This window comes from Gordonia aquimaris, from assembly GCF_026262595.1.
Lineage (GTDB): Bacteria > Actinomycetota > Actinomycetes > Mycobacteriales > Mycobacteriaceae > Gordonia > Gordonia tangerina.
In genome coordinates this window covers 208,701-232,515 of record NZ_JAPKFM010000004.1, presented here as the reverse complement: position 1 = coordinate 232,515, position 23,815 = coordinate 208,701, and the positions used below count along the sequence as shown (strand labels likewise).

The 23,815-nt window shown below is 68.5% G+C and carries 19 protein-coding genes; 8 read left to right on the top strand and 11 right to left on the bottom strand.

From position 1 onward, the window contains the following. The first annotated feature begins 128 nt into the window (after positions 1–128). Both OSB52_RS06325 and OSB52_RS06320 read left to right on the top strand, forming a co-directional pair. Positions 129–812, top strand: a complete 684-nt coding sequence (locus OSB52_RS06325) for a TetR/AcrR family transcriptional regulator (RefSeq protein ID WP_266060790.1) — start codon at positions 129–131, stop codon at positions 810–812. Beyond that, the gene (locus tag OSB52_RS06320; RefSeq protein ID WP_266060788.1) at positions 809–1,579 is read left to right on the top strand and encodes a class I SAM-dependent methyltransferase; all 771 of its coding nucleotides are present in this window, start codon (positions 809–811) and stop codon (positions 1,577–1,579) included. Before OSB52_RS06325 ends, OSB52_RS06320 begins: the two co-directional genes overlap by 4 nt. Positions 1,580–1,595: 16 nt before the next feature. Here OSB52_RS06320 and OSB52_RS06315 read toward each other — a convergent pair whose 3' ends face one another. From OSB52_RS06315 to OSB52_RS06280, 8 genes are all read right to left on the bottom strand, one after another. After that, positions 1,596–2,354, bottom strand: a complete 759-nt coding sequence (locus OSB52_RS06315) for a hypothetical protein (protein ID WP_266060786.1) — start codon at positions 2,352–2,354, stop codon at positions 1,596–1,598. A 52-nt stretch (positions 2,355–2,406) separates the two neighbouring features. After that, on the bottom strand, positions 2,407–4,965 hold the full coding sequence (locus OSB52_RS06310; RefSeq protein WP_266060785.1) for an ABC transporter permease: 2,559 nt from the start codon (positions 4,963–4,965) through the stop codon (positions 2,407–2,409). A gap of 4 nt (positions 4,966–4,969) precedes the next feature. Beyond that, positions 4,970–5,902, bottom strand: coding sequence for an ABC transporter ATP-binding protein (locus OSB52_RS06305; protein ID WP_266060784.1), 933 nt, complete (start codon positions 5,900–5,902; stop codon positions 4,970–4,972). A gap of 104 nt (positions 5,903–6,006) precedes the next feature. Then, entirely contained in the window at positions 6,007–7,020 is a 1,014-nt protein-coding gene (locus OSB52_RS06300; RefSeq protein ID WP_235722816.1) for an esterase-like activity of phytase family protein, read from the bottom strand. A gap of 261 nt (positions 7,021–7,281) precedes the next feature. Next, the gene (locus OSB52_RS06295; RefSeq protein WP_266060782.1) at positions 7,282–9,111 is read right to left on the bottom strand and encodes a phosphoenolpyruvate carboxykinase (GTP); all 1,830 of its coding nucleotides are present in this window, start codon (positions 9,109–9,111) and stop codon (positions 7,282–7,284) included. 220 nt (positions 9,112–9,331) lie between these two features. After that, complete coding sequence (locus OSB52_RS06290) at positions 9,332–9,730, bottom strand: DUF6802 family protein (protein ID WP_266060781.1); 399 nt, start codon at positions 9,728–9,730, stop codon at positions 9,332–9,334. A gap of 184 nt (positions 9,731–9,914) precedes the next feature. After that, positions 9,915–11,372, bottom strand: a complete 1,458-nt coding sequence (locus OSB52_RS06285; protein ID WP_266060779.1) for a GTPase domain-containing protein — start codon at positions 11,370–11,372, stop codon at positions 9,915–9,917. Further along, entirely contained in the window at positions 11,357–12,223 is an 867-nt protein-coding gene (locus tag OSB52_RS06280; RefSeq protein ID WP_266060778.1) for a GTPase Era family protein, read from the bottom strand. The genes OSB52_RS06285 and OSB52_RS06280 overlap by 16 nt, the downstream gene beginning before the upstream one ends. A gap of 104 nt (positions 12,224–12,327) precedes the next feature. On the opposite strand from OSB52_RS06280, the gene trmB reads away from it, so the two are divergent. The 4 genes from trmB (at position 12,328) to OSB52_RS06260 (ending at position 18,747) form a co-directional block, all read left to right on the top strand. Beyond that, on the top strand, positions 12,328–13,107 hold the full coding sequence (gene trmB, locus OSB52_RS06275; protein ID WP_235722821.1) for a tRNA (guanosine(46)-N7)-methyltransferase TrmB: 780 nt from the start codon (positions 12,328–12,330) through the stop codon (positions 13,105–13,107). Further along, positions 13,104–13,844, top strand: coding sequence for an NYN domain-containing protein (locus OSB52_RS06270; RefSeq protein ID WP_266060777.1), 741 nt, complete (start codon positions 13,104–13,106; stop codon positions 13,842–13,844). The genes trmB and OSB52_RS06270 overlap by 4 nt, the downstream gene beginning before the upstream one ends. A 123-nt stretch (positions 13,845–13,967) precedes the next feature. Then, the gene (locus OSB52_RS06265) at positions 13,968–17,243 is read left to right on the top strand and encodes an MMPL family transporter (protein ID WP_266060775.1); all 3,276 of its coding nucleotides are present in this window, start codon (positions 13,968–13,970) and stop codon (positions 17,241–17,243) included. Between the two features lie 148 nt (positions 17,244–17,391). Further along, complete coding sequence (locus tag OSB52_RS06260) at positions 17,392–18,747, top strand: MFS transporter (RefSeq protein ID WP_235722824.1); 1,356 nt, start codon at positions 17,392–17,394, stop codon at positions 18,745–18,747. A 106-nt stretch (positions 18,748–18,853) separates the two neighbouring features. On the opposite strand, the gene OSB52_RS06255 is transcribed toward OSB52_RS06260, so the two are convergent. Genes OSB52_RS06255 through OSB52_RS06245 form a run of 3 tightly spaced genes read right to left on the bottom strand, consistent with a single transcriptional unit; the run spans position 18,854 to position 22,074 of the window. Next, positions 18,854–19,549 (bottom strand): response regulator, encoded by a 696-nt coding sequence (locus OSB52_RS06255; protein WP_266060773.1) that lies wholly within the window; start codon positions 19,547–19,549, stop codon positions 18,854–18,856. Beyond that, on the bottom strand, positions 19,518–20,753 hold the full coding sequence (gene macS / locus OSB52_RS06250) for a MacS family sensor histidine kinase (protein ID WP_372474977.1): 1,236 nt from the start codon (positions 20,751–20,753) through the stop codon (positions 19,518–19,520). Before macS ends, OSB52_RS06255 begins: the two co-directional genes overlap by 32 nt. After that, positions 20,722–22,074 (bottom strand): AI-2E family transporter, encoded by a 1,353-nt coding sequence (locus tag OSB52_RS06245; protein ID WP_266060772.1) that lies wholly within the window; start codon positions 22,072–22,074, stop codon positions 20,722–20,724. Before OSB52_RS06245 ends, macS begins: the two co-directional genes overlap by 32 nt. Before the next feature lie 34 nt (positions 22,075–22,108). Here OSB52_RS06245 and OSB52_RS06240 point away from each other — a divergent pair, with 34 nt between their 5' ends. Both OSB52_RS06240 and OSB52_RS06235 read left to right on the top strand, forming a co-directional pair. Next, positions 22,109–23,254, top strand: coding sequence for a lysylphosphatidylglycerol synthase transmembrane domain-containing protein (locus OSB52_RS06240; protein ID WP_266060771.1), 1,146 nt, complete (start codon positions 22,109–22,111; stop codon positions 23,252–23,254). Between the two features lie 6 nt (positions 23,255–23,260). Continuing rightward, the gene (locus OSB52_RS06235; RefSeq protein WP_372474978.1) at positions 23,261–23,725 is read left to right on the top strand and encodes a DUF3054 domain-containing protein; all 465 of its coding nucleotides are present in this window, start codon (positions 23,261–23,263) and stop codon (positions 23,723–23,725) included. Positions 23,726–23,815: the final 90 nt, after the last annotated feature.

The window sequence follows — 23,815 nt, the reverse complement described above, 5'->3', positions numbered from 1 at the left end:
TAACCCGCCGGACGTCTACAACGATAGTTGAGACGATCCGTACCGGCGAGGTGAGCGTGACGGGTGAGCCGAGTTGCCTCGGACACGGACGTCGCCCGACCGTCCATCAGCCGAGACGAGGAACCTCGATGCCGGAGCATCCCCGCGGCCGACCGCCGCTGCCCGCCGAGGAGATCTTCGCCGAGGCGCTGTCGCTACTGGCCGACGGCGGGCAGGAGTCGCTCGGCATGCGCGCATTGGCCCGGCGGCTGGGCTCCTCGACCTCCACGCTCTACCGTCAGTTCCCGGGCGGCAAGGATGAACTGTGCACCCGCCTGGCCGAACACATCATGTCGGAGATCGTCGCCGCGCTGGCGCGCTCGGACCTCGGCGACCGGTGGGATCAGGTCGTCGAACGCTCCGCCGTGGTCACCTTCGACGTCCTGCACCGCCATCCTCACTCGGCGAGTCTCTTCGCCGGTCAGGTGCACTTCGGGCCAATGGGGTTGACCCGCTACGAACGGTCGCTGACGCTGCTGATGGCAGCGGGCCTGTCGGCCTCGGATGCGGGCGCCGCCGATCACGCGCTGGCGCGGTTGATCGTCGGATACGCGTTGCAGTCCGCACAGGACACCGAGGACGACCGCGCCGCGGTGTTCGAGTACTACCGCGGCCTCGACGCCGGGCAGTACCCGTCGTTGAGCACGGTCGTACCCGCTCTGCCGAAGGATGTGCGCTCGGAGTTCCGGTTCGCGTTGCACACCTTCATGATCGGGCTGCGCGCCCGCACCGGCGGTTCGCCGGGCACCGGCCAAGCGCGGGTGGACACGTGAGGTGGCGGCTGCCGGGGCGGGGTATCCGGCCGGAGTTCGCCGAGTACGCCACCCTGTCGCGTGCCGCACGCCTGCTCGATGACTTCCGGTTCGAGCAGACCGATCCGGCACGTTTCTACGGCGCCATCGCCGCCGACACGGCCCAGATGGTCGGCGATTGGCACGACCGCCCCCTGCGGGATGCGGTGATCCTCGACGTCGGCGGTGGTCCCGGCTACTTCGCCGACGCCTTCGACCGCCGCGGCGCGCATTACATCTCCGTCGAACCCGATCCGAGCGAGATGCACGCCGGCGGCCTCGAGCACCGCACCTCCGTTCGCGGCTCCGGACAGCAGCTGCCGTTTGCCGACCGCTCGATGGATGTGACGTTCTCCTCCAACGTGGTCGAGCACACCCGCGAACCGTGGCAGATGGCCGACGAGATGCTGCGGGTGACCCGACCGGGCGGCACCGTGATCATCAGCTACACGCTGTGGTGGGGGCCGTTCGGCGGACACGAGATGGGCCTGACGCACTACCTCGGCGGGCATCGCGCCGCGCGGTGGTACACCGGTCGGCACGGTCATCCGCCCAAGAACCTTTACGGCACCTCACTGTTCCCGGTGACCGCAGCGCAGGGGCTGCGGTGGGCCGGCACCGTGGCCGGTGCCGACGTCGTCGGCGCGTTCCCACGCTATCTGCCGTCGTGGCTGTGGTGGGTGATGCGCGTGCCCGGCCTGCGCGAGGTCCTCGGCACCAACCTGGTGCTGGTGCTACGGAAACGCTGAGCGCCGAGGGGCGGGGTCAATTCACCGTCGCCGCGCAGCGCAGCGGCCCGCCTCGACTGGTCGACGACGCCAGCAGATCCTCACCACGCAGGATGTTGCAGGTCACCGGGCCGCGGATCACGATGGCCGTGATCTCCGCCGACGTCCCGCCGACCGTCGCCGCCTGCGACCACGGGGTACCGGCCGCGGCGACCACCGTCGAACTGCCCTGCTCGAGGTAGCGGATGCCCACCACGTCACCGTTGCCGGTGAGCTGATAGACCACCTCGCCCGGGGCCACGGTGGGTGTCGTCGTGGTCGTTGTGTCCTCGGTCGTGGTGGTGGTCGACGTGGTGGTGTCCTCGCGCTCGGTGGTCGACGTCGTCGCCGACGACGAGTCGGCGCCCGCCGATGCGTCCGTGCCGTCGTCGGTGCCGCCGCGCGCGATCAGCACACCGACCAGCGCCAGCACCACCAGGGCGCCGAGCGCGGCCAGCGCCAGACCGACGGTGCGTCCGGTGTTCTTCGGTGGCGGGGGCCCCGGTGGTACCGGACCGCCGTAGCCGGGCCCCCCATAACCCGCGCCGTAGTTGGCCGCGGTGTACGCCTGCGGCGCGTCGTAGGGCCCCGGCTGCGCCGCCGTGGTCGGCGGCTCGCCGGGGCCCGCGCTCTGTGCACGCTGACCCGGGATCTCATCGGTCGGCCCGTAGGCGGCGGTCTCGTCGGAAGGCTCGAAACGTCGCGTCTCCGGGCTCTCGCGATTCGGGTCCCAGGGTTCGTCGGGTGGTCGGGTCATGGACCGATTGTGTCACTGCCCGCCGACGACGCGGGTGTGCGACCCGAGGCCCTCACGCCTCGACGATCGCCTCCAGCGGCCGCGTGCGCGCCGCCCGGACCGCCGGCCACAACGCTGCAAGCACGCCCACCACCGCCGACGCGACCAGCGTGATGACGATCAGAGTCCACGGCACCACAGGCGTACCGAGGCCCCATTTCGCCAACGTGCGCACCAGCGCCACGCCGATGACGGTGCCGAGCAGCACCCCGAGGATGGCACCGAAAATGGCGATCAGCACCGACTCGAGGTAGATGCTGCGACGGACCTGCGCCCGTAGCATGCCGACGGCGCGCAACATTCCGATCTCCCGCTTGCGTTCCACTACCGACAACGCCAGCGTGTTGATGATCCCGAGCACCGCGATCAGCAGGGCCAGGCCGAGCATCGCGTACAGGGTGGCCAGCATCTGATCGATCTGACTCGACACCGAACTCTTGAACTGCGTCCGGTCCTGCACCTGGACGGTCAGGTAGGACGCTGTGGCATCCTCCAGATTCGTGCGCAACGTCTCCGCGGAGACACCCGGTTCCGGTGCCACGAATATCATCGCGCTCACCTGCGCCGACGCCGGCACCAACTGGTCGTACACGTCGGGTCCGACCAACCAGGGCTGCAACGCCTCGTTGTCGGCGTACACCCCGGACACCGTGACCGGTACCTCCTGGCCGGTGGGTCCGGTGAAGGTGACCACATCGCCGCGCTGCCAACCCTTGTCGATGCTGGTGCGTTCGCTGACGAACATGCCGTCGGCAGGCAACTGGTCCGATGCCCCGTCGCGCATGTCGAGCACCGCGACATCGGCGGGCTGACCGCCCACCGCGCCATAGCCGGCCACCTGCTGGCCGTCTGCAGTCGCCTGGATGATGCCGAAACTGACCGACGCCGCCACACCGTCGACCTGCTCCACCTGGTCGGCGACCGCCCCGGGAATCGGCATCTGATTGCTGCCGGCGACGATGAACTCCGCAGTCATCCCGCTGTCCACGGCCTCGTTGACCGTGCCCTTGAACGAGGTTCCCAGGGTGCCGATGACCGCCACCAACATCAGACCCAGAGTCAACGCGAACGCCGTCGCCGCGGTCCGTCGCGGATTGCGCACCGCATTGGTGCGGGCCAGACGGCCGATCCGGCCGAACGGGGCGCCGAGCACCGAACCGAGGGCACCCACCACCGGCCGCGACAACGCCGGACCGGCCAAGACCACCGCCGCGATCGCACCGGCCGCACCGGCACCGACCGCGATCGCCGGTCCGACGCCGACGCCCATCGCACCGGCGACGATGGCCACCAGCGAGATGACACCCACGACCGCACCGACGACGGTGCGTCGCACCAGCGGAGCCGACCCCTCCGCCATTCCGGCGCGCATCGCCTCCACCGGCGGCACCCGTGACGCCCGCACAGCCGGCACCCAGGCGCTGATCATCGTCACCACGATCCCGACGAACAACGCCGCCAGTACCGCCCACACGCCGATCTGCAGCGGCGCGTCGGGTAGCCCCGAGGCCGAGGTGGTGAGCGCCTTGAGCAACGCCGCCAAACCGATACCGACGGCCAGGCCCACCAGCCCGCCGATCACACCGACCACGAACGCCTCGAAGAGCACCGACCTCGACACCTGACGTCGGCTCGCACCGACCGCCCGCAGCAGCGCCAGTTCGCGATTGCGCTGCGCGACGATCATCGAGAAGGTGTTGTAGATGATGAAGGTGCCCACGATCAGGCCGATCGCGGCGAACGCCAACAGGATTGCGGTGAAGATCGTCAGGAACTCGTTGACCTGGTCCTTCTGGTCTTGACGCACCTGATCGCCGGTGCGCACCTCATAGGTGTCGGGCGGCAGTGCCGCCTGCACCCGCTGCTGCAACTCTTCCGGCGTGACACCGTCGACCGCGGACATGTCCACCTGCGCGACATGCTGCCCGTCGGAGAACAAGCTGCGCGCGGTCGCCTCGTCGAACTGCACGTTGACGTAGCCGCCGGTGGAGCCGGGCAGATCGAGCAGCCCGACCACCGTCACCTCACGCGGCTGCGCCGAACCCTGCCCCACCACGAGTTGTGTGGTGGACCCGACCTGCAGGCCTGCTTCGTCTGCGGCCGACGAATTCAAGGCCACCTCACCGGCATTCGTCGGACCACGACCACCGGGCAGGATCTTGCTGCTGTCCGGGGACAACGACTGATCAGGCGGAAGGTAGGCGGTACCGACACTGGGAGCGCCACCGGTCTGCAACGCCTTGCCGTCGGACCCGGCGATCGTCACCGAGCCGGTGTAGTTGGCGACGATCTTGTCGATACCCAGTTCCTGCTTCTGCGCGGTCAGGTCGTCGACGACCGTCAGCGGCACACCCGGCGACTGATTGCTGTCCGGGGTGATCTCCACCGCCACGCCTGGCGCCGCCGAGTCGAAGATGTCGTTGAACGCTTTGGAGATGGTCGACGTGAACACGATCGACCCGGCCACGAACGAGGTGCCGAGGACGATCGAGAACACGGTCAGGAAGAGTCTGAGTTTGTGAGCGCGCAGGTTGCGCAACGACACCCGGCGCATCACCGTCGAGGAGGCCATGTGGTCAGCGCACCTCGGAGGTGTTCTCGTCGGCTGCGTGCTTCGGCCCGCTCGCTTCGCTCCCGGCGCCGTCCACATTCGGCCCGCTCGCTTCGCTCCCGGCGCCGTCCACATTCGGCCCGCTCGCTTCGCTCCCGGCGCCGTCACCACTCGGCCCGCTCGCTTCGCTCCCGGCGCCGTCAAGATTCTTCATCACCTCGAACACGTCATCGGCCGAGGGGCGCGCGAGTTCGCGGACGATCTGCCCGTCGGCGAGGAACACCACCCGATCGGCATAGGAGGCCGCACGCGGATCGTGGGTGACGATCACCACCGTCTGCCCGAACTCGTCTGTCGCCGCACGCAGGATCGACAGCACCTCGCCCGATGACCGCGAGTCGAGATTGCCGGTCGGCTCGTCGCCGAAGATGATCTCCGGCTTACCGACCAGGGCGCGGGCACACGCCACCCGCTGCTGCTGCCCGCCGGACAACTCGCTGGGCAGATGATCGAGACGATCGGCGATCCCGAGACGCCCGATCACCGTGTCGAACCACTCGGTGTCGATATCGCGGCCGGCGATGTCGACCGGCAGGGTGATGTTCTCCCGAGCAGTCAACGTCGGAACGAGATTGAACGACTGGAACACGAATCCGATGCGGTCGCGCCGCAACTCGGTCATCGCCTTGTCGGAGAGGCCGGTGAGATCTGCCTCACCGATGTGCACGCGTCCACCGCTGGCGACGTCGAGCCCGGCGAGGCAATGCATCAGGGTGGACTTGCCGGAACCCGACGGCCCCATGATCGCGGTGAACTCGCCTTCGCCGAATTCGATGGTGACGCCGCGCAGGGCCTCGACGACGGTGTCACCCGTGCCGTAGACCTTGGTCAGATCCGCCGCGCCGGCGGCGACCGCGCGGGTGTCGATGAGTGAACCGTCCGTATGAGCCGATGTCATGGCATCAACGGTGCCAAAACTCCCGACCGTTGGCCATCAGGAATATCCCTGAGACGGACTCGGGGTACGTCCTCGGGTCATTCGGACAGCGGAGCGGCACCCAGTCAGCGCGTGGGCAGATGGACTTCGAGACCGTGCACGCGGGTCGGACCGGCGAACATGTCGTTGGTCACGATGTAGAGGATGCGCGACCGGTAGCCCTTCGACGGAGTCGCCGGAAGCCAGTTACCCCACGCCAATCCCGACATGTTCCCCGCAGCCAGACGCGTCAACGGTGCGGTCGAGAAGATCCGCTTCTTCGGCATCGACTTCTCGCGGCCGGACAGCTCCTTCTTCCCGGTGACCGGGGTGGCCCCACGCGTGGTGGTCCAGTAGATGCGCGCGGCGCGCCCGTTGCCGCGTTCGAGCACCAGGTAGTCGGTGTTGTTCACCGCGAGCACATCGGCGGCCACCTTGTCGCCGTCGGTGCGGTAGACGTACTCCGACGTGCCGCGGCCGGCCCAGGTGATCAGACGCGCCGACGTGCGCGCGTCCTGCTTCAGACCGCCCGCGGTGATCGCGCTGACCCGATCACCGGGCGACACGGCCACTCCGGTGAACCCGCGCTGACCGTTCAGGCCGGACTTGCCGGAGACCCGGTAGGCCGACGGAAGCGGCAGATCCCGCACGTGATTGCCGATCGGACCGGTGACACGGACGAACTGATTCGCCCCGCCGCTGGCCACCACGTAGCCGTCCCCCAACCGGCGGATGCCCTCGAACTGTGCGCCGCCGGGAAGGATCGGCAGGTTGTAGGGAGCGAAAACCGTACCGCCACCGGTCACGCGTCCCCCGCCCGTGAAGCCGAGGTTCGACGTGAACGGGATGGTGGCGTTGTAGGTCCGGGCCGGGCCCTGCCGGCCGACGTCGGTGGAGATCAGCACGTACGTGCCGTTTCCGGTGCGGTCCAGGCCGGAGATCGCGCCGAAGGTGGGGACCGCACCGATGATCGTGGAATCCCTATACAGCGCAATCGGTTCGCTGCTCGACGGTGCCGCCACCGCCGCACCTGCGGTCATCGTCGAAAGCCCTACAGCACAAGCGGACACGAGCGCCGCCCCCCACAAGCGAAGTCTCATGGTAGGGCACCCTACCCCATGGACCCGCCACCGACCGGCCCACCAAGCCCCCGGCCCCCGCCAACCCGGCCCCGCACCCGGCAACCCGACTTCCCCAACTCACCCCACGGAGGCCGAGAGAACCGCAAAAAGCGCCGAGAGAACCCAGCCAATCACGCAGCCAGATTCTCTCGACGAAATTCTGGGTTCTCTCGGCGCTTTTTGGGGTTCTCTCGGCGCGAGGGGGTAGCCGACCGCTGTCGGCGCACCCTCAGACTCAACTCACGAGAGGCGCTGCTTCAGGTGATCGAGCTCGTCGCGCAGTGAGCTGGGGAGCTTGTCGCCGACGAAATCGAACAACTCCTCGATCAGCGGGATCTCCTGGCGCCATTCGTCGGCGTTCACCGCGAGCGCGGCCGCGATGTCCTCGGCCGGCACACCATCGAGGCCGTCGACGTCGATTTCCTCGGGCTTCGCGACGATGCCGACAGGAGTCGAGATGCCCTCGTTCTTGCCCTCGATCCGACCGACGATCCACTCCAGCACGCGGCTGTTCTCACCGAAGCCCGGCCACAGGAAGCGGCCGTCGTCGCCGCGACGGAACCAGTTGACGTAGAAGACCTTCGGCAACTTCTGCGCGTCGGCATTCTTGCCAAGGTCGAGCCAGTGGGCGAAGTAGTCGCCCACGTTGTAGCCGAGGAACGGCAGCATCGCCATCGGGTCGCGGCGCACGGTGCCGACCTTGCCCTCGGCGGCTGCGGTCTGCTCGGAGCCGACGGTGGCGCCCATGAACACGCCGTGCTGCCAGTCGCGGGCCTCGGTCACCAGCGGCACGGTGGTCTTGCGGCGGCCACCGAACAGGATCGCCGAGATCGGCACGCCCTGCGGATCGTCCCACTCCTTGGCCAGCGACGGGCACTGGTCAAGCGGGGTGCAGTAGCGCGAGTTGGGGTGGGCGGCCTTGTGATCGGACTCCGGCGTCCAGTCGTTGCCGAGCCAGTCGGTCAGGTGCGCCGGCTTCTCGCCGCCGATGCCCTCCCACCAGATGTCACCGTCATCGGTCAGTGCGACGTTGGTGTAGAGGGTGTTACCGGCCTCGATGGTCTTCATCGCGTTCGGGTTCGAGTCGTCGCTGGTGCCCGGCGCCACACCGAAGAAGCCGAACTCGGGGTTGATCGCGTAGAGGCGACCGTCGTCGCCGAAGCGCATCCACGCGATGTCGTCGCCGACGGTCTCGGCTTCCCAGCCTTCGATGGTCGGCTGGATCATCGCGAGGTTGGTCTTGCCGCAGGCGCTCGGGAACGCGGCGGCGACGTAGTAGACCTTCTTCTCGGGGCTGGTCAGCTTGAGGATCAGCATGTGCTCGGCCAGCCAGCCCTCGTCGTGGGCGAGGACCGACGCGATGCGCAGCGCGTAGCACTTCTTGCCCAGCAGCGCGTTGCCGCCATAGCCGGAGCCGAAGGACCAGATTTCGCGGTCCTCCGGGAAGTGCGAGATGTACTTCTCCGAGTTGCAGGGCCACGGGACGTCGGCCTGGCCGGGTTCGAGCGGCGCACCGACGGAGTGCAGCGCCTTGACGAAGAAGCCGTCCTCGCCGAGGAGTTCGAGGACCTGGGGACCGACGCGGGTCATGATCTTCATCGACAGCACGACGTACTCGGAGTCGGTGATCTCCACGCCGAGCTTGGGGTCGTCGGAGCCGAGCGGGCCCATGCAGAACGGGATGACGAACATCGTGCGGCCGCGCATGCACCCGCGGTACAGACCGTTCATCGTGGCGCGCATCTCGGCCGGGTCCACCCAGTTGTTGGTGGGACCGGCGTCTTCGGCGGTCTTCGAGCAGATGTAGGTGCGGGACTCCACGCGCGCGACATCGGCGGGGTCGGATTGCGCCAAGAACGAGTTCGGCTTCTTGTCCTCGTTCAGCTTGACCAGGGTGCCCGCCTCGACCAGCTGACCGGTCAGACGCTCCCATTCGGCGTCGCTACCGTCGGACCACACCACCCGTTCCGGCTGCGTCAGCTCCGCGACCTCGGCAACCCACGCCAGCAATCCGGCGTGTTTCGTCGGGGCGGTCTTCGGGTCCAGGCCTGGAATGGTGGCTGAGGTCATGATCGGTTCTCCTCCGAGGTGACGGCGCGATGCACAGCCGTCGCGATGTCGTCGTCACCACAGGATACGTTCACCGAGCGCCCGCTAGGTACCGGGGTGATTCAGATGCGGCAAATCCCACATCACGACATCGGCCAATGGCGTATGCCGACGTTGCGTCGGCCCCGAGTCGGCGCGCGATCGGCCATGCCGGGTAGCTCAGCGGCCTCGGTCTCGTCGGTCAGCCCAACCTACCGGTGTCGGTGGCCACCCAGGTGCCGCTGCCCGGGTCGAGCACCCGCGACGAGAACGTTCCTTCCGCATCGACCTCGGTGATCTTGTCCACCTGCCCGTCGTGGTCGGAGTCGGTGTAGACGGTGAGTCCACCGTCGCCGGTCCGGGTCAATGAGTCGCGGATGCCGTCGTCGTCGGTGTCGACATCGGCCGGGCCGAGATCCCAGATGCGGCCGTCGGAGTGCATCCACAAGTGATCATCCGGTGTCGACGTGGCACCCGCGTGCTCGAACACCGCGCCGGCGTCGTGGCGGCCCACCGCGGCGCCCCCATCCGGATCCACCGACCCCTGGTGGTCGAACGATTCATTGCCGAGTGGATCACCACCCAGAAATGACATGTCCATCCGCACTCCCCTCGTCGATGCCGCATCCGCACACCACCGTGATGATAAGACGCGCCGGCCCGCCATTCGGTTCCATCGCACTTCGGCCCCCCTCCCGGCGGCCGTCGCATCGGTTCTTCCACCTGGTTTCGTCAGATCGGCCAACTGCAGTTGGGGGACGAAGCGATACCCGGCGGAGGAACCGTCACACGCGAGCGAGTTCGGCGCGCAGTGCCCGGACGCGGGCGAGACGGTCGCGTGTGGGTTGGCGAGCCGCGCCGGTGCGCAGGGCGCGCAGCTGCTCGTCGATCGCGGCGATATCGGCGGCCGCCTGGCGGGTACGACGTTCGTGGTAGCGGGTGATCTGACCGATCAGATGGGCTTCGGCCGCGGCCACTCGTGACCCCACCCGGTGTTCGAGTCGCGCCCGGGTCTCGTTGAGCGCCTCGCCGCTCCAGGTGCGCATTTCGGCCCGTACCGCGGCCGATCGCCGCACGCGGATCACCAGTACCGCCACCAGGACGCCGAGCACCAGGGTCAACGGCATACTCACCCACTGGAGCGTGTGCACCGAGGCCATCGGCGCCACGATGAGCCGCCCGAGCCCGAGCCCGCTGGACGCACCGATCAGCACCACCAGCAGATCCTCTCCGCTGCGCCGTGCCGTGGGCACCGGCCTGTCGAAGGGCGGCCCGACGTCGTCGGTTCCCGCGACCGGTGCCGGTCGGGGCGCCGCCGCGTCGATGCCGAGCAGTGCTGCGGCCGACACCTCGTCGAGGCGCTCGTCGGTGGCCGTATCGACCCGCGCTCGCATCGCCGTGGTCTGGTCGGTGAGCCACCGGGCGAACTCGTCGCGACCCCGCGCGGACAGCCCCGCCGTGCGAGCGGTGGCGTCGGCGGCGAGCGCGCGGGTGCCACCGGCGATGTCGGCGATCGTCTCGCTGCGCACCCGGGTCAGTCCGGCCCGCACCACCGCCAGCCGGTCGGCCCGGCCGCGGTCGCGGGATTCGAGCACGCGACGACGGTGAGCGGCCAGGTTCTCGGGATCGTCGTCGCGGGACGCCTCTGCGGCGAGTAGCTCGTCTTCGAGTTGCCCGAGCGCTGCCAGCGCGGCACCGGTCCGGGCGCGTTCGCGCCGCTGCGCGGGTGCAGCGGCCATCTCCTCGGCAGCCCACTGCAGCAGCGCGCCGACGCCCGACTCGGCGTCGGTCCCGGACAGCGCGAGCGTCGACGACACCGCGAAGACGGGGAGTTCCTCGCGCGGATCGAGCGTCGCGCGATGGGCGCGCAGGATGCGCGGCCACTCCCAGTAGGCGTCGATCTTGGTGCACACCAGCGCCACGGTTCCGAAGCGCCGCCGCAGCTCGTCGACGGCGCCGCGCTCCTCGGCACCGACCGACGACGTCGGATCCACCACCAGCAGTGCCGCGCCGACCGCCGCATCGTCGGCGCGGGCGCCCCATCGGCCGGACTCCACGCGCAGCGTGGGGTCGATGTGTCGGCAGGCCTCGAGCAGCGTCGACACCCCGGTCCCGCCGATCCCAAAGACCGCGACATCGGTCCCCCCGCCGACGATGGCGGCCGGTTCGTAGCCGGTCAATCCGGCCACGGCCGCCGACACATCGGCGGCCACCCCGGCGCCGGCCATCACGCCGCCGGCCATCTCGTCGCCTCGGTCTCGGCGAGTTGCGCAAGCAGCGGCTCCACGGCGTCGCGGTCGTGCCCGCGTGCGGCGATCGTCTCGAGCCGGGTGCGCAGCTCCACCAGCCGCCACTGCCGGACCCGCCCGACGCGTTCGGTGATGGGCGCGATCACCTCGTCGATTCCGCTGCGTCGCCACAGTTCGCGGTCGAGCATCGTCGTATCGGTCACGTCGGGGTGTGCGGCGAGCAACTCGAGCGCGATCTCGATTCCGGTCCGGTCCAGCCGCCGCATCAGTGCGGCGCGCATGACGCGTTCGTCGTCGGGGCCGGCGGAGAGGAACGCCCCGGCCATCGCCGGCATCTCTTCTCCGGTGCGCGCCAGTTCGCGGAGGAATCCGAGTTCGTCGTCGGTGACCGTCGCACGTGCCAGCAGCGCCGACACCGGGATCACCGCCTGATCGATCTGCTCGGCGCAACGCGCGGCGACCTCGGCGGCCACGACCGGATCGCGGTGGGTGTCGGATTTGTTGAGCACCACGATGGTCCGGTCGGTGGGTGAACGGGCCAGCATGTCCCGATCGTGCGCCCGCGGCGGGCCGGTGAGCACATGCATCCACAGATCCGCGTCATCACCTCCGGTATCGCTGGTCGCGGCCACCGACAGCCGCTCGTGCAGAGCTCTCGCGAAGGTTGCCCGACCGCTGCCCGCACGACCGGTCACCCGCACCTGCAGGGGCCGCGCGTAGCGGCGCGCGGCGTCGGCGAGTTCGGCGCGCGCGGGTGAATCGGGTGCGACGACGTCGGCGAGGCGCCCGGACTCGGCCAGCCGGGCGGGCGTGTCCGGGGACACAGTGCTGGGGTCGTTCGCCATGCTGGAAATGTAACGTGCACCATCGCAGCGCGGCATGGTGTCCGGCGAGTCGATTGCCCGCTGACCGGGGCCGAAGCGGTGTCGGCTGTTCCGCGACACCACCCATGCGCAACGATGGACGGGTGAGCGAGAGCGTCGATCAGTCACGTCTGTACCCGCGGGTGACCAGTTTTCGATTCCGTCGGGGCACCCTGACGACGGGTCAGCAGCGCAATTGGGAGCAGTTGTGGCCCCGGCTGGGCCGCGACCTCGCGATCGGTACCGACCGGGTCCCCGAGGAACCGATCGACCTCCCGGAGTTCTTCGGCCGCAACGCACCCGTCGTCCTGGAGATCGGGAGCGGCACGGGGATCTCGACGGCGGCGATGGCCACCGAGGAACCCCACGTCGACGTCCTCGCGGTGGAGGTCTACAAGCCGGGCCTCGCACAACTACTGGGTCTGGTGGACCGCGGCGGACTCACGAATGTGCGGATGGTGCGCGGCGACGCCGTGGTGGTGTTGACCGAGCTGCTGACATCGGAGTCGCTGACCGGGATCCGGGTGTTCTTCCCGGACCCGTGGCCGAAATCACGTCACCACAAGCGCAGGCTCATCCAGAGCGGCACGCTGGAACTGATGGCCGACCGATTGGTGCCCGGGGGTGTGCTGCACATCGCGACCGATCACGCCGGGTATGCGGAGTGGATCGCCGAGCATCTCGCCACCCAGCGGCGTGACCGACCGCACGTCGTCCAGGCGACGGCCGGCTCGCCCATCCTGCTCGACCGTCCCACCACCAAATTCGAGGGGCGCGCCGAACGAGAGGGTCGCGAGGTGAACGAATTCGTATATGTTCGGCCCCAACCCCCCACTTCCCGACCCACCGAAAGCGGCGGAGCATGAGCGACGACGTCACTGCGACCCAGCCGGCCCCCACCCAAAGTGCCGGGTCAGCGCCAGGTTCCGGACCGTCGGGCACCGGGCCGAATCGGTTCGCCGACACCATCTCCGGCCAGAGCGGAACACCGCGGGTGCTGTTGGTCTGGGATGCACCCAACATGGACATGGGGCTCGGCGCGATCCTCGGCGGCCGCCCGACCGCGGCGCACCGACCGCGCTTCGACGCGCTGGGCCGCTGGCTGTTGCAGCGCACCGCCGACATCTCCGCCACCGCGGCGACGGGCACGTCGGTGGAGCCGGAGGCCACCGTCTTCACCAACATCGTCCCGGGTAGCGCCGACGTGGTTCGGCCGTGGGTGGATGCGCTGCGCAACGTCGGTTATGCGGTGTTCGCGAAGCCCAAACTCGCCGATGACAGTGATGTGGACAGCGACATGCTCGACCACATCGCACTTCGCAGGCACACTGTTGGACTAGCTGGCCTCATCGTCGCCTCGGCCGACGGCCAGGCGTTCCGGGAGCCGCTGCTCGAGGTGGCCGCCGACGGCGTTCCGGTCACCGTGATCGGTTTCCGCGAGCATGCCAGCTGGGCCTTGACCACCGAGGAGTTGGAGTTCGTCGACCTGGAGGACATCCCGGCGGTGTTCCGTGAGCCGTTGCCGCGGATCGGTCTCGACTCGTTGCCCGACGACGGGGCGTGGCTCACACCGTTCCGACCGTTGCAGGCACTGCTGTACTGATCACGGTTCCATCGATCCCGACCGACTCAGGGATCACTCAGGACCGCTTGCCACAATCCCGCCTGAAGAACTTCCCGCGCGCAGCACTTCATCCGCCAGGTACGACCGAGAAAGGAACGAGGCGTGTTCGGAGCCATCGGCACATTCGTCTTTCGAATGCGCTTCGCCGTGATCGCGGTTCTGATCGCCCTGATGGGCGGTCTGGGCCTCTACGGTCTCGACCTCGGTAAGTACCTCAGCCAGAGCGGCTGGTTCGATCCCACCTCGGAGTCGGTGAAGGGATCGGTGGTCGCCGACACCGCGCTGGGCCGCGATCACCGGTCCGACGTCATCCTGCTGATCACGCCACCAGAGGGCACCTCCGTCGACGACCCTGAGTTCGGCGCAAAGGTGGAGAACTTCGTCGATGACCTCATCGCGCAGCACGGCGACATCGTCAACCGCGAGGATCCGGGCATCATCGACCCGTTCTATCTGCGCGATCAGACGTCCACCTCGCAGGCCGCGCAGGCCACCATCCGGGAACGCACGTTCACCGACGACGGCCGCCACGCGTTCATCAGTATCGGCGTCAAGGGTGACGACGACACCACGGTGCTCAACAACTACACCGTCATCGAACCGTTCTTCGACGACATCGGCGCGAGATTCAACCTCGAGGACACCACGTTCGAACTCGCCGGCCTCCAACCGGTGGCAGGCAGTATGGCCGACGGCATGGACAAGGACATCCACCGTGCCGAGGTGATCGCCCTGCCGTTGGTCGCGATCATGTTGTTCTTCATCTTCGGCGGGGTGATCGCAGCCTGTCTGCCGGTGCTGATCGGCGGTCTGACGATCGCCGGATCGCTGGGCATCATGAAGATCCTCGCCCAGATCACCGAACTGAACATCTTCGCGCAGTCGGTGGTCACGCTGATCGGCCTCGGTATCGCGATCGACTACGGCCTGTTCATCGTCAGCAGATTCCGCGAGGAACTCGCCGAAGGGTATTCGACGAAGGCCGCGGTCCGCCGAACCGTGATGACGTCGGGACAGACCGTGGTGTTCTCGGCGACCATCATCGTCGCGGCGCTGGCGTGTCTACTGATCATGCCGCAGGGCTTCCTCAAGTCGGTCGCCTACGGCGCGATCGCGTCGGTGACGCTCGCGGCGATCTTGTCGATCACCGTGTTGCCGGCCACCCTGGCCATCCTGGGGCCGCGGATCGACGCGCTGGGTCTGCCGTTCCTGCGGCGCACCAAGACCAAGGAAGAGGTCGAGAACGGGTTCTGGGGCCGACTGGCCGGTTGGGTCATGCAGCATCCGGTGGCGACTGCGGTCCCCACGATCCTGCTGTTGCTGGTGCTCACCATTCCGTTCGGCGGAATCAAGTTCGGCGGCATCAGCGAGGCCTACCTGCCGCCCGACAACCCCAACCGGGTGGCGCAGGAGAACTTCGACGAGTATTTCCCCACCGAGCGCACCGAAGAGATCAAGCTGGTCGTCGCCTACGACCCGAACGACGCGGCCAGCGGGCAGAAGATCCAGCAGATCGCCGACGAGGCCAATCAGATTCCCGGCTTCACCAAACAGTTCAGCCCGTCGTCCGACGGCGGGGCGCTGACCGGCCAGTACGGCGACAACGGACCGCAGATCATCCAGATGTCGGCGGGGTTGGTGGACCGCAACACCGCCGCGCCCGCCATCGACGACCTGCGCGCGATCGACACCCAGGGCCTCACGATGTGGGTGGCCGGCACCCCGACACTGACGCAGGACTCCATCGATGCGCTGATGTCACGGCTGCCGATCATGGCCGTCCTGCTGGTGCTGGTGACCGGCTTCCTGATGTTCCTGGCGTTCGGCTCGCTGGTGCTGCCGATCAAGGCCGCGCTGATGACGGCGCTGGGGCTGGGGGCCACGCTGGGCATCCTGACGTTCATCTTCGTCGACGGTCACGGCGCAGCGCTGGCCAACTTCACGCCCGGGCCGCTGTTCGCCGCGGTGCTGGTGCTGATCATCGCGATCATCTTCGGTCTGTCCACCGACTACGAGATATTCCTGTTGTCTCGCATGGTCGAGGCCAGGCAGAAGGGCGCGACCACCACCGAAGCCGTTCGGGTGGGCACTGCCCACACCGGTCGCATCATCACAGCGGCGGCGGCGATCCTGGTGGTGGTCACCGGCGCGTTCGGCCTGTCCGAGATCGTGATGATGAAGTACATCGCCTACGGCATGATCGCGGCGCTGATCCTCGATGCCACCATCATCCGCATGTTGCTGGTGCCGTCGGTGATGAAGATGCTCGGCGACGACTGCTGGTGGGCGCCGCGCTGGATGCGGGTGATGCAACAGAAGATCGGGCTCGGCGAGACGGTTCTCGACGATGAGCCCGACGAATTGCGCGATCAGGCCGCTGCCTCGCGGATGCGCTCGGCCGGCACCATCGTCGCCGAGGCACCCACCTCCACGATGCGCGCCGCTCCGCGGTCGACGCGCGGCGACGTCGGTGTTCCGGCCGCCGCAGCGACGGGTGCGGCCGCCCGCGGTGCCGCACGCACCGCCCCTCGGCCGACACCGGATCGTCAGTCGCCGAGACGTTCGGCGAACGTCGCGGCGCCACAGGCCGTGCCCGGTGGCCGACTACCGCGTGAGGGGCAGGTCGCCGGGCCGTCGGCCGAACCGGCGCCCGCACGCGTGGGCCCGTCCGCGCCGCCGACGGGCGACCGCTCAGCGAGCCGACCGACTCCTGCGGCACGTCCCGCACCCACATTCAGTCGCGCACGGCGTTCGCGGTCGGACGGCCCGGACACCGGCAGCTGGCGACTGGGAGCGGGTGGCATCCGCCTCGGCGACGATGAGCCGTCGGCCCAGTCTCCGTCGGCCCAGTCTCCTAACCCCCAATCTCGTAACCCCCAATCTCGTAACCCCCAGTCGGCTCCGACCCAGGCCCCGACGGCCCACCCCGGTGCGGCACCGACCCGGTCACAGCAGCCCCGCCCCGCGTCGCCGCCGGCCGCCTCGGCACCACCACCACCGACGGCCCCGCGGCCGCAGCGCCCGACCCCTGCCCCGCCGGCGGATTCGGCTCTCGGTCGCCGCCCGGCGCTGGACAACACGGGTAAGCGTCCGCTGGCGGCGTCGTTGAGCCCCGAAGGCGAACGACGCACCTCGCGGCCGCAGCGACCAGGGGGGTCACCGATGGATCGTGGTCTCAGCAACGAGACCCCGCCGTTGACCGGCCGGCAGCCGGATGGGGATCGACCCGGTACGGCGGAACCCACCGACGGTGGCGAGGGGCGCCGACGGGCCACCGACCGGCACGCCCGCTCCGACAACGACGGCGACGGCGCGCAGATCAGTGTGCAGGAACTGCTTCGCCGCAGCCGCTCAGGCAACGGCCGCTCGGAAAGCTGACCTCGGCGGCGTCGGATGCGCTCGGTTGTCAATCACGTGATCTGAGCCATCAAAGGTCACCTTGGTCAGGACTGGCCAAACACCTGATGTGATCGGCCGCACATCAACGCAGGATTGTCTCCCAGCACACCCACCTTGGAGGCAGCCCATGAACGCACCCACCACCTGGACGAGCCCAGAGCACCGAAAAAGCGTGCTTTGGGTGGTGACCCTCGCCGCGATCGCCATCGTCTTCGACGGCTATGACCTCGTCGTGTACGGCACCGTCCTACCCACCCTGCTCGACGACCCATCGCAGCTGGGCGAACTGAGCCCGGGCACTGCCGGCGCGCTCGGCTCCTACGCGCTGATCGGCATGATGATCGGCGCGTTCATCGCGGGCACCTTCGGCGATCGGGTCGGCCGCCGCCGGATGATGCTGATGAACATTGCGTGGTTCTCCATCGGAATGGGAGCCACCGCACTGGCTCCCAACGTGGCCACCTTCGGTGTTCTCCGGTGTCTGACCGGAATCGGCATCGGTGGCCTGGTCGCCACCGTCGGCGCCCTGGTCGCGGAGTTCGCGCCCACATCCAAGCGCAACCTGTTCAACGCCATCGTCTACAGCGGCGTCCCGTTCGGCGGCGTGCTGGCAGCGGTTCTGGCGCTGCTGTTGGCCGATCACATCGGCTGGCGTGGACTGTTCTGGGTCGGCGCGTTGCCGCTGGTGACGCTGCTGCCGTTGGCGTGGCTCAAGATGCCCGAGTCGCCGCAGTGGCTGGTGTCGCGCGGCCGGCTCGACGAGGCGAGCGCCATCGGCACCCGCACCGGTATCCCCGTCGACCTCTACCCGCAGCCCGCCGGACAGGCCACCGCGCAGCCGGACAAGGTCGGCTTCGCCGCCCTGGCCTCACGCCGGTTCGCGCTGCCCACCCTGCTGCTGGGCACGATGAGCTTCGCCGGACTGCTGCTGACCTACGGCCTCAACACCTGGCTGCCGCAGATCATGGAATCGGCCGGTTTCAACGCCAAGGGATCGTTGTCGTTCCTGCTGGTCCTCAATGGCGGCGCCATCGTCGGCGGCCTCATCGCCGCCCGCCTCGCCGATGGTCGCGGCCCGCAGCGCATCGTCGCCACCTCGTTCTGCCTGGCCACATTCGCCCTGATCTGCCTGACCCTCGGGTTCCCGCTGCCGGTGTTGCTGGCTGCGGTCGCCGTTGCCGGTACCGGCACCATCGGTACCCAGGTGCTGATCTACGGCTACGTGTCGAACTTCTACCCCACCTCGGCCCGTGCCGCCGGTGTCGCGTGGTGCGCCGGATTCGGCCGGCTCGGCGGCATCGTCGGTCCGGTGATCGGTGGACTGCTGATCGGCGCAGGCATCTCGTCGAGTGCGGCGTTCTACATCTTCGCCGCAATCGCCTTGGCCGGGGCGGCCGCGACGATGCTGGTGCCGCAGGACAAGCCGAAGGCCGAGGTCACCGCCAACCCGGTCACCGAAGCGCCGTTGGCTGCCGCCGAATAGCCTTCCGGAACAACGACTCTGGCCCCTGAGGAGCCCGCGAACGGAGTGAGCGTGCGGGCCCCTCGGGCATCGTGTGGGTCACCGAAGGACGCCCCGCCCGTCGCACTCATTCATCCAACCCCTGTTCGATCGCATACCGCGTCAGCTCCACTCGGTTTCCGAGCTGGAGCTTTCGCAGTGTCGCCTGGACGTGGTTCTCGACGGTTCGGTGACTCAGCGACAGTCGGGTACCAATCTGTTTGGCACTGAACCCTTTCGCCACCAGTCGCAGGACCTCGGTCTCCCGGTCTGTGAGGGTGGGGCGGCTGTCGTCCCGATCGGGTGTCGCCGAGATCCGCCGGTACTCACCGAGGATCAATCCGGCCAGCCCCGGCGTGAACACGGCTTGCCCGTCGGCGGTCGCCCGGACCGCTTCCAGCAGCTCTGCCTGCGACGCACTTTTCACCAGATAACCACTGGCACCGGCCTTCACCGCCTGCAGAACGTCGTCACGCTCCTCCGACGCGGAGAGCACCAGGACCCTACTGCCCGGCGACACCTCGAGCACACCTGCGGTCGCCTCGGCACCGGTGCCGTCGGGCAGCTGCATGTCCATCAGCACCACGTCGGGCGCGACCGCGCCGGCCCGGCGCACGGCAGTGCCGACACCGTCGGCGGTCGCCACCACATCGAAGCCGTCCTCGGCCAAGTCACGGGCCACGCCCTCCCGCCAGATCGGGTGATCGTCGACCACCATCACCCGCAGTGCGGTCGCGGCGCCGTCCACCGACTCACCCGACCCGGTCGGCATCTGTTGCGCCATTACCCCTCCCGTCCACCGGAATCGTCAGTTCCCATTCTGTGCCGCCCTCGGGTGCGCATTCGAGGTGTGCGGTCCCACCCAGCGACTCGATGCGCCCGACGATCGACGTGGAGATCCCCATCCGCCCCTGCTGTTGCGCTTCCCCGAGGCGTCCCGGCGCGATACCCACCCCGTCGTCGCGGATACTGACCACGAGCTGATCGCCGAGATCCTCGAGCAACACGAATGCACGCGCCCCTGACCCGGCGTGCCGGACGACGTTGTCGAGGGCGTTGATCACGGCGGCGCGGATTTCGGTGGCCACGAATGCCTCCACGTCGACCGCGGTTCCCGGAGCACTGACCGAGACACCGTCCGCGGCCAGGGCACGCAAACGGGCTGCGAGATCGACGGTGGTTCCGTCGATCTCGATCTCCTCGGCGGCCCCCGAGACCAGCCGTCGCAGCGCGTACTCCTGTTCGCCGGCAAGTTCGGCGAGCGCGGCGGTCTCACCGCCGATCTCACGGCCCCGTCGGGCGATGAGCGCGAGGACCTGCAATACCCCGTCGTGCACCTCGCGTGAGAGCCGCTCGCGTTCCTCGGTCGCCGCGGCGATCCCCGCCGCCTGCGCCAGCACCGCCTGGGCGCGGCGCGCGATCACCGCGGCCAGTCCGACGGCCATCCCGGTGGCCACAATGATGATGATCGTGGCGTTGCGACCGAAGTTGAGGTCGAAAGCGCCCTTGACGAATGCACTGGTGCCGCCGACGAGCAGCCCCGACACGATGCCCCAGACCGGCCCGGCCAGCAACGCCACCGAGATCACGGCATTGACGGCCCACAGCGTGGTCGGCCAACTCTGGTTGTTCAGGGCCCAGGATTCGGTGGCCACATATGAGGTGGACAGCATCATCGCGCAGGCCACCGCCACGTCGGCACTCACCCAGTAGCGGTTGCGACCGAAACCGACGTAGTAGGCGATGCCGCTGGTTGCCGTCCACGCCGTCAAGACCGCGAACAGCACCCACGCGGTCGCGCGGTGGGCCAGATCGTCGTTGATCGCGATCTGAAAACCCAGGGCGTACATATACGAGAGCAGCCGGAACAACTGCGCGGCCCGCCACAGCGGCCCCACCGGATCGGTGTCGACGGCCATCGCCAACTGAGTGGCGCGGCTCGGTCGGTGGAGCGGTTCAGGTGTCGTCGTCACGGCGTCGCGGGTCATCGGCGTCGGCGTCGGAGCGGGCGTACTCGTCGTCGGTCAACCTGCCGGAGTCCTCGTGCTCGGCCGGCAGGGTGGTCGTCGGGCGCAACTCATCGACGGTCTGGGTGTGGACGGTGTCCTCGGCGTCACGATGGTCTACGCGATCCCACCTCGGTTCGTCGGGTGAGGCGGAGTACATCGGCTCATCGGCCCGCTCCTCGCGGCGTTGCGCCGACGGCGCGCTGCCCGACAGGTGACGGACCGCGGTGTTGGCGAACGCGATCAACGGCACGGCCAGCAGGCCGCCGATGATGCCGGCGGAGACGATGCCCGCCGCGATCGCCAACACCACCGCGACCGGGTGCAGTCGCACCGACCGGCCCAGCAGGAACGGCTGTAGCACATGACTTTCCAGCTGCATGACACCGACGACGATCGCGAGCGCGATGATCGCGGCGATCCAGCCCTGCGTCACCAACGCCACCAGTACCGCCAACGTCCCGGTCGCCAACGCGCCGACGATCGGGATGAAGGCTCCCAAAAAGATCAGCGAAGCCAGTGGCAGCGCCAGCGGAACGTGCAGGATGGCCAACCCCACGCCGATACCCAGCGCATCGACGAAGGCGACCGCGACCGTGGCCCGCACGTAGCCGACCAACGTCGCGAAACCTGCGACGCCCGCCGCCCGCACCCGACCTCGCGTATCGACGGGGATCACCTTGGTGACGAACGTCCAGATGTGGCCGCCACCGTAGAGGAAGAAGATCAGCAGGAAGAAGGCGAGCAGCGCGCCGGTGACGATCTCGGTCGCGGTGGTCGCCGTCGCGAGTGCGCCGCTGGTGACCTGGGCCTGGTTGTGCTGCAGGAAGCCGGTGAGGTCGTTGCCGATGTTCTGGACCTGGTCGCGGTCCACGCCGAACGGGCCGTCGACGAGCCAGTCACGGCTGCGGTCGATGGTCGTGGTGATCTCGGAGGTGAGCTGCGGGAACCCTCGGATGAACTCCTGCACCACGAAGGTCAGGACCGCCGTCAACAGGCCGAGCACCACGACGATGGCGAAGAGCACCGCCAGCGACCTGGGCATGCCCGCCCGGTCGAGCGCATCGACGACGGGCACCAGCATCGCCGCACCGAGAATGGCCAACGCCACCGGCACCAGCACTTCCTCGAACTGGTTGAAGGTCAACACCAGGACGTAGGCGGCACCGGCGATGACCAGCAACCGCCATGCCCATTCAGCGGTGGCACGGACCAGCGGGTGCACCTTCTCACGATCGACCGTGACGATGTCGGCGGGCCGCTGCGCACGGGGTGATCGATCTACGGTGTCGGCATCGCTCACAGACACCAGCGTAGCTGTGGATATGGTGTGGGCTATGTCGTCGGAGGGGCCCGCCACGGGAAGCGTGTCCATGCGGTCACGCTTCTGGTGGCTGCGGTGGGTGCTGCTGGCGATCGTCGTGGTCATCCTGGCCGTCGAGGTCGTGTTGATCTCGCCCAGCCTCGAGGAGGCCTGGCGCCGCATCGGCGACCTCGACTGGGTCTGGATCGTCGCCAGCATCGTCGCCGCCCTGCTGTCCATGGACAGCTACGCGCAGGTCCAACGTGCACTGTTGCGATCGGGCGGCGTCAAGGTCGGCCAATGGCAGTCGTTGTCGGTGATCCTCGCGTCCAATGCGGTGAGCCAGACGATGCCGGGTGGCCCGGTGTTGTCGCCGGCCTTCGTCTACCGCGAGACCCGCAAGTGGGGCGCCACACCGGTCGTCGCATCGTGGCAGGTGGTGATGTCCGGTCTGCTCGCCGGCGTCGGCCTGGCGGTGCTCGGGTTCGGCGGCGCATTGCTGGCGGGCGCCAAGACCAGCCCGTTCTCGGTGTTCTTCTCGGTGGTCGGCTTCATCGCGGTCGCGGTGGTCTTCCAGTATCTGGCCAGCCATCCCGAATCGCTGCAGAGCACCCTGCTGCGGGTGATGGACTGGATCAACCAGGTCCGCAGCAAACCCGCGGGCAACGGGCACGACCGCATCATGGAGACACTCGAACAGCTGCGTGCGGTGCAGCTGTCCAAACGTGACCTCGGGGTGTCGTTCGGTTGGAGCATGTTCAACTGGGTCGCCGACGTCGCGTGCCTCGCGTTCGCGTGCTGGGCAGTCGGCGCGCATCCCAGCATCGCCGGACTGATGGTGGCCTACGCGGCCGGGAAGGCGGTCGGCACCGCGGTTCCGCTGCTGCCCGGTGGCATCGGTGTCGTCGACGCCGTGCTGGTTCCCGCCCTGACCTCGGCGGGAATGCCGGCCGCCGACGCCATCACCGCCGTGCTGGTCTATCGCGTCATCAGCTACATCCTGATCGCGGCCATCGGCTGGGTGGTGGTGCTGTTCATGTTCCGCGGCACCTTCCGCACCGGCGAGACCCTGGAGGAGGAGCTCGATCGCGACCTGGACTCGGAGCCGGGGGCCGGACGGGTCGACGAGCGTGATGCCGATCCGGGTGATGGTCGACGGCCCGGCGACCCGCTACCGTAGGGGACCATGTCGAGTTCTCCCGTTGTCGCAGGTACCGACGCCCGGGCAGCTCGGGCCCGAGCGCTGCCGATGCCGGTGACCGCACTCATCGATCTCGTCGCGATCACGGTGTTCGTGATGATCGGCCGATCCAGCCACGACGAGGGACTCACCGTCATCGGCGTGCTGCAGACGCTGTGGCCGTTCGCGGTGGGCGCGGCCGCGGGATGGTCGATCGCGTATGTGTTCTCCCACGTGCGGTCCAGCGAGTGGTTCGGCCACGACTTCCACCCCGAGCGGCTCGTGCCCGCCGGCGTGATGATCTGGTTCTGCGCCGTCGCGGTCGCGATGATCTTGCGCTACCTGCTGCACCAGGGCGTCGCCCCGAGTTTCGTCGTTGTCGCCACCATCACCCTCGGCGTGTTCCTCCTGGGATGGCGCGCAGCCTACGGGGTGGTGCGTCGTCGCTCGGCCTCGTCGCGCGCCAATTGATCTTCCGCGCGCGCAGCCTCACGCGCGAATGATCGATGCGCGCGCGAAACCCACCGATCCCTGAGGAGCCCGGAGCTTGCGGAGGGCGTC